General features: G+C 38.4%; 8 protein-coding genes and 1 pseudogene. 8 read left to right on the top strand and 1 reads right to left on the bottom strand.

Features of this window, described 5'->3' with window-relative positions:
* Window positions 1–479: 479 nt before the first annotated feature.
* The 4 genes from PING_RS12335 to PING_RS12315 all read left to right on the top strand — a co-directional run bounded on the left by PING_RS12335 (window position 480) and on the right by PING_RS12315 (window position 2,498).
* Window positions 480–725, top strand: coding sequence for a hypothetical protein (locus PING_RS12335; protein WP_041766467.1), 246 nt, complete (start codon window positions 480–482; stop codon window positions 723–725).
* 134 nt (window positions 726–859) lie between these two features.
* Window positions 860–1,453, top strand: a complete 594-nt coding sequence (locus tag PING_RS12330; protein ID WP_011770687.1) for a MotA/TolQ/ExbB proton channel family protein — start codon at window positions 860–862, stop codon at window positions 1,451–1,453.
* A complete protein-coding gene (locus PING_RS12325) occupies window positions 1,443–1,670 on the top strand; it encodes an ExbD/TolR family protein (protein WP_041766464.1) in 228 nt (75 codons plus the stop codon). Before PING_RS12330 ends, PING_RS12325 begins: the two co-directional genes overlap by 11 nt.
* Window positions 1,671–2,141: 471 nt before the next feature.
* Entirely contained in the window at window positions 2,142–2,498 is a 357-nt protein-coding gene (locus PING_RS12315; protein WP_041766460.1) for an alpha-hydroxy-acid oxidizing protein, read from the top strand.
* A gap of 178 nt (window positions 2,499–2,676) precedes the next feature.
* Here PING_RS12315 and hflX read toward each other — a convergent pair whose 3' ends face one another.
* Entirely contained in the window at window positions 2,677–4,008 is a 1,332-nt protein-coding gene (gene hflX, locus PING_RS12310) for a GTPase HflX (protein WP_011770686.1), read from the bottom strand.
* A 446-nt stretch (window positions 4,009–4,454) separates the two neighbouring features.
* Here hflX and PING_RS12305 point away from each other — a divergent pair, with 446 nt between their 5' ends.
* The 4 genes and pseudogenes from PING_RS12305 to PING_RS12285 all read left to right on the top strand — a co-directional run bounded on the left by PING_RS12305 (window position 4,455) and on the right by PING_RS12285 (window position 8,933).
* Window positions 4,455–4,712, top strand: coding sequence for a DUF2999 domain-containing protein (locus PING_RS12305; RefSeq protein ID WP_011770685.1), 258 nt, complete (start codon window positions 4,455–4,457; stop codon window positions 4,710–4,712).
* 605 nt (window positions 4,713–5,317) lie between these two features.
* Entirely contained in the window at window positions 5,318–5,623 is a 306-nt protein-coding gene (locus tag PING_RS12300; RefSeq protein WP_041766458.1) for a hypothetical protein, read from the top strand.
* A gap of 74 nt (window positions 5,624–5,697) precedes the next feature.
* Window positions 5,698–6,885: pseudogene (locus PING_RS12290) on the top strand (IS3 family transposase).
* 260 nt (window positions 6,886–7,145) lie between these two features.
* Window positions 7,146–8,933 carry an NACHT domain-containing protein gene (locus PING_RS12285; RefSeq protein ID WP_011770683.1) on the top strand — a complete coding sequence of 596 codons (1,788 nt, stop codon included), beginning with the start codon at window positions 7,146–7,148 and terminating at the stop codon, window positions 8,931–8,933.
* Window positions 8,934–8,999 lie beyond the last annotated feature (66 nt).

Genomic DNA, 8,999 nt, shown 5'->3' with positions numbered 1-8,999 from the left:
CTAGGTTGTATTGACGCATTACAATATACTCAGGCTACTAGCATTTGCTGAAATTAACGCTCTACTCTTGAACATAGTTGTGATTTTTTGTGAGCTAAACGACTTTTTATTACCATCCCCAGTAAATTTTCCATCTATTTGGTACTCATTTCACACCCGGATAAATTTTTTTAACTTAATAAATCATTTTTCTACAGTCTAAACTTGATTGAAAATTCTTTAACCGTATGAATATTAATATTTTTAATATTTAAACTGATCAAGGTAAAGCGTCTGGCCAAATCTCCGTATCATAACCCTCTCAATACAAATGATAATTATCTGCACTTACGAATGATTTTCATTATTATCTACACTGCTTTCTATCCGAGCATTAATTACAAAGATGGTTCTGTTACGCATTGGACTTTTCTGCTGTGCCGCATGGTTAAAGTAGCAAAATTTTCGTTTACATTTTCTTTATTTATGGAGGTTAAATTTTGTCTGACGCAGTTATGTCATCGAGTGAATCCAGCAACGTTTTTTCAAATAACACTACAGATAACACTGCAGAAAGAAGTCCAGAGAGCAGTGTTGAGAAAGCGACTATTAGTAATGTTTCTGATTCACCGAGAGGAGCGGAGCAAACACTCACCGATGGTTCAGGCTCGGTTGATTTAAAATCCCTTGTTGATCAAAGCAATACTGCAATGACGGACACTTTCTCCACACATTCTCCACATTAAACTCTGTCGATGGACTGCAGGCTTCAGCTGCGCTTGGCAATGTTGATAGCAGCATGCTTTTGGATATGCTTGATCCGCTTCTGAATCTGCTTAAAATAGGCGGGCCAGTTGTGTGGATCCTATGGGTGTTTTCCATGTTGGCCCTAAGTATTGTTCTTATTAAGTTATGGCTGTTTTTTCCTCTGCAGGCTGAAAATATTAAAGATGTCGAGCTGGCACTCAGTTACTGGCAGCAGGGGCCGTTAAGCAAAGCACAAAGCAGTTTAAAGACTCGTCGTCCGGTGTCGATGCTGGTTCAAGATGCCATGGCAGGGATGCGCGAGCAGCAGTCATTGACGCTGTTAAAGCAGGCGTTAAGTTGTCAGGCGACGGATAAAATCAACCAGTTTTGCATGCTGCTGCGTCCCCTTGAGGTGATTGCCAACCTCAGTCCTTTGCTGGGATTGATGGGCACTGTGCTGGGTATGATAAGTGCGTTTCAGAAAATGGAAGCCGCGGGTAATCAGGTCGATCCTTCCATTTTATCGGGGGAGATTTGGCAAGCACTGCTGACCACTGTGGTGGGGCTTGCGGTCGCTATCCCTGTTGTGGCGGCCTATCACTTGCTGGACAGAAAAGTTGAGCGGATAAGCAATAGCATGAACAGCTATGTAACCCGGGTGTTTACTCAGCAAACCGCAGAACTACTCAGTATCAATCAAGATCAAGTGCTGCAAAATGCTACTTGATCTGAATCTGCCAAAACGCAAACAAGCGATTAGCCTGACTCCTTTTATTGATGTGGTCTTTATTCTGCTGCTGTTTTGTATGCTGTCATCGAATTTTGCCAAATGGCAGGCTATTCGATTACCTGCCAGCGCAGCATCACAGCAAGCGTCTAATGAGCTTTTTCGAGTGATCTTACACCGTGATGGTAATGAATTTAGCGTTAATGCTAAGCGCTAAAAAGTGACTAACTTAAACGCCCTGGCTTAGCTGATTGCAAATAATCCTCAGGCTGTTTTGCACTGGAAGTTGAACAGCAGGTAAGCACGCAGGCATTATTTACGCTACTTGATAACTTTAAAAAAAAAGGGGTGCCAGACAGTTCTCGCTTGCGGGAGTTATAGACTGATGTTAATACCCGAAATGGCTAAGCGGCCACCTGCAAGCGATGAAAATCTGATCCCGCTGATCAACGTAGTGTTTCTGTTGCTTATTTTTTTATGGTGGCTGGGCAAATTCAGCGTTCGAATCCGCAGAAAATTGATTCGCCTGATTCCATTAGTGAGCAAGTTTTGCAGAAAAAAATATTGCCAAGTTGCTGGTCACAGAAAACGGCATTTTATATCTCAATGGAAAGTTAATCGTAACGCCGGATCTTAGTGAACAATTGCGACTGATGGTAACACAAGCAGGCGATCCGCAAAGCTCACTGTGCAGGTTAAAGTGGATGTGCAGCTTGATGTTGCGCAACTGCAAACCACACTGCGCAGTATTAAGGTGGCCGGATTACTGCGTATCTCTTTGATTACACAAAAAATGATTACCCTATTATTTATTGCCGATGGTGCGATTGAGCGTAGTACCGATATTTATAAAGCGCTTGCTCTGGGCCCAAATACCGTAATGGTCGGCAGGCCGCAGCTTTATGCGCTGGCAGTGGCTGGTGCTTTAGGGGTTGCCCATATGCTGCGGGTACTTCGAGAAGAGCTGGAAGTCACCATGGCGATGATAGGCACATCAAGCATTGACGATATAACCGAAGACACGCTTTACCGAAGTGATTATTAAAGTGATCAATGTTAAGGGGTGAATGTTAAGGGGTAAATATTAAGCGGTAATTTATTGCGGCATCACATGAGTGATTTTTATCAGGCTAAAAATACGGGTCTTTTGACCCGTTTTTTTACTTGAGTTTATAAAGCCTAAACCACCTGATTTAGCTGGTGGTTTAGGCTGTAACTTAGTCTTAAAAAGAGCTTTGCAGCATTTTATGCAGTCGCTCCAAGGCAACCGGGGTCGCTTTTAGGGTTATACGCATACCATCTTCATGATATTGCTCATCTGTTACCTGCATTTTACTGTGAATTTCGCCCATCACCCCACTGGCAGTGTAGGGAATATGAAAACAGGCGGGGCACATTTTCTTTTCCAGAAAATCTTGAATTTCCTGATGTACCAGGGCGACATCACCTTTATTGCGCGCACTAATTTGCAGCGCATCGGGGTATTGCTCTAGCAGCGCTAATTGGCGCTCTTCACTGATACAATCGACCTTATTCAGTAATAATAGTCTGTTGCTGGCATCGACATTTAACTCTGCTAATACATGATCAACAACGGCTAATTGAGCCGTGAAGTTTTCATCCGAGGCATCGACCACATAAAGCAATAAATCCGCATCTTTTGCTTCTTCCAGAGTTGAATGAAATGAGGCCACTAAATCATGGGGCAGCTTTTTGATAAAACCCACGGTGTCTGATATTAAAATTCGCGGCTGTGTTGGCGGCTGCAGGGTACGTACTGTGGTATCTAAGGTGGCAAATAATTTATCTTCAACTAACACTTCCGAGTCCGTCAGGGCGCGCATTAAAGATGATTTTCCGGCATTGGTATAACCCACTAACGCCACACACAATTGCTCGACACGACTACTGCGCCTGCCCTGCATCTCTTCCTGCAGTTTTTTTATCTCACGTTTTAGATCGGCTATTTTATCGCGAATACGGCGACTGTTAATTTCAAAGGCACTTTCACCTATCCAACTGCCTTTTTGACGTTCGCGATCGCCACTGTTTTCATCACGTAATCTGGGTGTTAAGTAATTAAGTCGCGCTATTTCTACCTGTAGTTTAGCGGTGCGGGTCCGTGCGTGTTTACTAAAGATTTCAATAATCACGCGGGTACGATCGTAAACCTCTACCCCTAATGCCGCTTCAACATGGCGTATTTGATTGGGGCTCAGTTCGCAATCAAAGACCGCCACATTTGCCTGTTCCTGAATGTCGCCTGCGGCTATTAATGCGCTTAATTCATCCGGGTTAAAGTCTAACTGCGATTGATCTTCAGACTCACTGGTTAATTCGGCTAATTCTTCCAGTTTTCCGGAGCCCAATACTGACAGCTGTTTGGTCGATCTTTGTCGCTGCGTTTTAGTCGCTACCACAGAAAAACCTAAGGTGCTCACTAAACGGCTTAATTCAGCTAATGATTCCTCCACTTCCTGCAGGCTGACATCAGGTGTGCGAATAGAAATTAATAGGGCGCGGGTGACTGATTTTTCTGTTGTTGGAATCGTCATATTGCTGCTCATTGCTTAAAGTAATATAAGGTACATTCTACGCATTTGTGCTGAGCTTATATACCCATTTTATCCTAGGCTAATAAAGCCCAGTATTTTAATAAAACCAGACACTGCTTTAGCGTTACTGCAGTCAATTATTTTTTCCCGATCAGAACCATCACCCGTGCTGCTCAGTCATTTAGACTATATGTACTTATTGATAGGACTCATTTTTCGAAAGATAACAGTGTTTGTTACTTTTTTGGTGGGCTTAACGGTTATTTAACACTCTAAATTGCATTTTAGATTCAGCCTTAACCAAACTTACAACTAAGCGCAGATCAAATACGGCTATTTTAGAATCTTTCCTGACTGCCGTGAAGCAAATTATAATATGAGATAATATCGCAATTAGTGTGAGAATAAGATAAATTGTCGCGAATTCCTATTAAAGAGAAAAACTGATGAACCCAATTATTGAAACCCTAAAAGATCACAACGTAACTGATGAGAAAATCACGGAAGTATTTGAAGCTTTAACGGAAAATCCATTAGCTGCAATGACTATCATTCAAACCTTAGGTATTCCTCAAGATAAACTGCAACCGCTGCTGATGACAGTGATGACCAACCCGGATTTACTCACACAAGCCATTGAAGAATTAAATTTAGATTTTTCAAAATTAGAAGCTGCAACAGCTAAACTGCAAGAAACTAAATAACGGCTTATAAAAACTAAAAAACCTCAACCCTGTATTGAGGTTTTTTTTAAGGCATGATTTAAAAAATATGCCCTGACTTATACACTCCAGCCTTATGCAACCTCATCGAAAATTTCAATTAAAATTCAGTGTTTATTTTTGACGGGTACTTGAGCAGTATTGCTCGTTTATTTTCATCTAAATTAGCCCGCAGAGTGCGCGCTTTGCGCACTGGTTACCGTTGCTTGCGGTGCATAAAATGCACCCTACAGATAACAGAACAGTCCGTAGGGTGGGCTCCGCGCACCAATTTCCGCTGCTTTAACTCGGTAAAACGACAAGGCGCAGTGATGCTAATAATTGTTCCTGCTGTCAGCTGTCTACTGAAAATTCGTCTACAGATTGATTAGGTGATATTTTGATTCAGTGTTTTCAGCGTAAATACGGAATAATTCCGCCTGTCACCAAGATAATTTATTTACATTTTAATTTATCGCATTGAATTAAAAGTATTTAAAGTGCAGTATTAACAAGTAATAATCAAAAAAATAAGATGCTTTCTTGTGGAAACACGGGGTTATTTCTTTTGAAAGATGCTATACACTTTTTTAATTTTGGAGGTTGCAATGTCATTTCGAGACAATTCAGAATGGAATGAGCTAAATGAATTACGATCTTTAGCAATATTTAAAAAGTTAGAATTAGAAGGGTTTCCTAGAAATAAACAGATAGAATATTGCAAAAACATGGCGTTGAAAACTAAATTAGACGCTGGAAATATTAGTGCTAAAGTTTCAAATTATAAATCAGTAGCAGGTATTAATAAACCATCAAATGCCTCTGTAGCAACAAAAGAAACATTCAAAAGGCATGGTAAGTTATCGCTAGCTGAAATAGAAGAAAGATCGTCTAAAATGGAAGTCGTTGTATAACAAGCCCTTTAAAAGGACAATGATCTTCCCCCGCTTTAACGGACACCAAAATCTAATTAAAGATGAGGTGTCTTATGCCAAAGTACAACAATCCAAGGCGAACTTGGAAGTATTCAAATGAGTTTAAAGTTAATGCAGTACAACTCAGTTTTGTTGTGGGTGTCACTATTAAAAGTGTTGCAGAAAATCTCGACATCCACCCATTTATGCTGTCACGATGGAGAAAAGAATATCGTGAAGGAATTATTGTGGCTGATAAACGTAAAAAAGTAGCGGATCAATCGAAGGTAACAAAGTAACAAAGCAACTTACCAGAGAACAACAACTCGAGCGTGAAAATAAAAAGCTTAAGGAGGAGCTGTACGTCCTAAAAAAGTGGCAACGGTTTCTTGCCGAGGAACATCAGGACGATATCGATTCATCGAAAAACTCAGAGCAGAAATAAGTGTTACAGCTTTAATCGAACTACTTGGTGTATCGAGAAGCGGTTATTACGATTGGAGAAAGCGTCAGCCAAGTGAACGTTCAATTGAGGATGATGAATTAAAGGTAAAGATTCAGCAAATATTCACTGAGAATAAAGGGCGCTACGGAAGTCCTCGCATATTTAAGGCCTTACAAAAGCAAGGGTACAACCTAGGTAAGAAGCGCGTTGAGCGTTTGTATCTTGCACTTGGCCTGATCGCTAGAGTGATGCGCGTGACAACACGTTCGGCGGCGTATAAACGCTTTCTCGTTACAGGAGAAAACTTACGCCAAGATGGCGGAGTACCTGATGCTGTCAATAAAGTATGGGTTGCGGACGTGACTTACTTAAAAGTAAAAGGAGTGTGGCGTTATTTGTCGGTGATAATGGATTTGTATTCTCGACGTATTATTAGTTGGGGTTTAGATAAAAATAGAACCATGGATGTGACAAAACGTACTTTGCTGAATGCCATTAAAAAGAGAAAACCGCAAGAGAAGCTCATGCTACATACTGATAGAGGTGTTGAATATCGCGGTCAAGTTTATCAAAGAGCATTGAAAAAAAATGGGATAGTACATAGTTTGAGCCGTGCAGGAAAATGTACGGATAATGCCCACATGGTGTCATTTTTCATTCAATGAAAACAGAAGTTATTCGTGGTAATGTTTTTAAAAGTGATGCTCAGTTACGTGCAACACTTGGCGGGTACATTAACAAATATTACAATGCGAGAAGAATGCACTCTGGAATAAATTATTGCTCACCGATAGAATATGAAGCAATAGCAGCGTGAAAAAAATGTGTCCCTTTTATTGGGGGAGGATCACAAATAACATTTGGCCATCGCTGTGTGATTATACGGCAACCATTATTTTCTGCTTAATAAGGCGTTGAGGCTGTAGAAAATAACCCACTTTTTATAAACATTTAAAATATTTAACTTATTGATTTAAAAGGTTATTAAGTTTATGGAAAATGTGTTCTTTCTGAAAAAATAGAAATTATGTAGCCTCGTTATGCAAACTACATCATTCACCTAATACGGAGAGTCTCATGCTCGATGATATTATTAAAAAAGCAACGGGTGGACTTGATGGCTTAGTCGATGACTTGGTTAAGTCTGCAACAGGAAAAGTTAAAGAGAAGATTTCTGAAGCTTTTGCAATTAATAAACTTCAATATTTTAAAGATAATGTTGCTCGTATAGGTCAAGTAAAAACAATATTACATCCTGATTCTATCGTACATTTAACTGATATATTTTTTGATCAGGCAGTTTTATTTAATGATGAATATATAGAATCATTTAGTCAATTTGGCGATAAACAAGTTTTAGTTGAGGGAGGGCCAGGACAAGGTAAATCTTTATATCTGAGAAAACTGTGTTTAAAAGAAGGTACTGGGAATTCTTATATTCCTATTTTTATTGAGTTTAGGAATCTCAGGTATAAAAATAAGCTTAAAGAGGAAATAATGGATGCTATAGAAGATTTAGGTGTCAAATTAGACAATACTCTTTTTGACTTTCTAGCTAAATCAGAAAAAATACTATTACTCTTAGATGGATTTGATGAAGTTCCTAATAATGAAAGAAAAAGAGTTGCACGAGAACTCGAAACAATAGTTCGCACGTATCCAAAACTACGAGTAGTTATATCATCTAGACCTGATTCTGGTATGGGCTCATCATTTTATTTTTCTAAAAAAAAGATTAGTCCCATGACATTAGTAACACAACAAGATTTTGTGAAGCATCTATATAAGGCGGATAGACAATCAGAAAGTATAAATAATATATTATCTAATAGTAGTTTTATTTCAGAAATTACAACCACTCCACTGTTACTCACATTATTTACAATCACATATAATACGCGTCAGTTCAAACCAGATAGTCTAGCTGAATTTTACAGCCTAATATTCCCTACTATGCTTTATCGCCATGACAGAATGAAGATCGGTTTTGAGCGAGAAAGAAAAGCAGGGCTAACTGATTATCAGATGCAGCGTTTATTTGATTCAATCAGTTTTTTATCTCTTCATGATAACAACACTCGGTTTCCTGTATTGCAATTTCAAGGTTATCTCGAAAGAGCAGCAAAACTTGAAAGATTACCTGAGAATATTGAAGATCTTCTTATTGATGATATTACTAGCATAACTGCATTGATAATCCGAGATGGATTTAATTATTTCTCATTTACTCATAAAAGTATTCAAGAATATTTTGCTTCCGTCTTTATTTTTCGATTGCCTGAAAGTAGAAAAAAAAGTTTTTACAATTTAGTCATAACCGATTTTGATGAATTTAGAAAATGGCAAAATACATTATCATTTTTAGAAACTATAGATGAACGAAACTATACAAAATATTTTTCAATTCCGTATAAGAAAAAGGCTCTTTGCTTAAATAGTAAATCAATAGTAAATATCAATTATCTTTCATTGCTTAAATTAATAGGGGGTGATTCAAAAGTGTGTGTAGATGAATCAGGAGAAATCAAAGAGATATATTGGGGTGATACATTATCATCAGTTTTATATGTAGAGTATTCTGATTTTGCTAAAAAAAATATATTGCAATTCTTAGCTAATAATAAACTAATGATTGCGAATCTTTTATCTTATTGTGATGAATCTGATTATACTAATTTTCAACAGTTCAATGGATATTTTACAATTGAAATCGACAAGCTTATGAGGCTGTGTAAAATTCAAAAAGATGCTAGTAAGTATTTGTCGGAAAAATTCGAACTTAGTAAATTTAAATCTGAGGTGCTAGAAATGGAATTTGAACTTAATAAATCAGATCTTGCCACAGATGAGATATTGCCTTTCTAAATTTAGCTAACAATAAAAAAAAGCAGGATAGCCAGAAACTTTTCCGTTTGTATTGTTAGCCTCAAG

This window comes from Psychromonas ingrahamii 37, from assembly GCF_000015285.1.
GTDB classification, from domain to species: domain Bacteria; phylum Pseudomonadota; class Gammaproteobacteria; order Enterobacterales; family Psychromonadaceae; genus Psychromonas; species Psychromonas ingrahamii.
The sequence above is the reverse complement of the archived record's forward strand: the minus strand, read 5'-3'. Positions and strand labels throughout refer to the sequence as shown.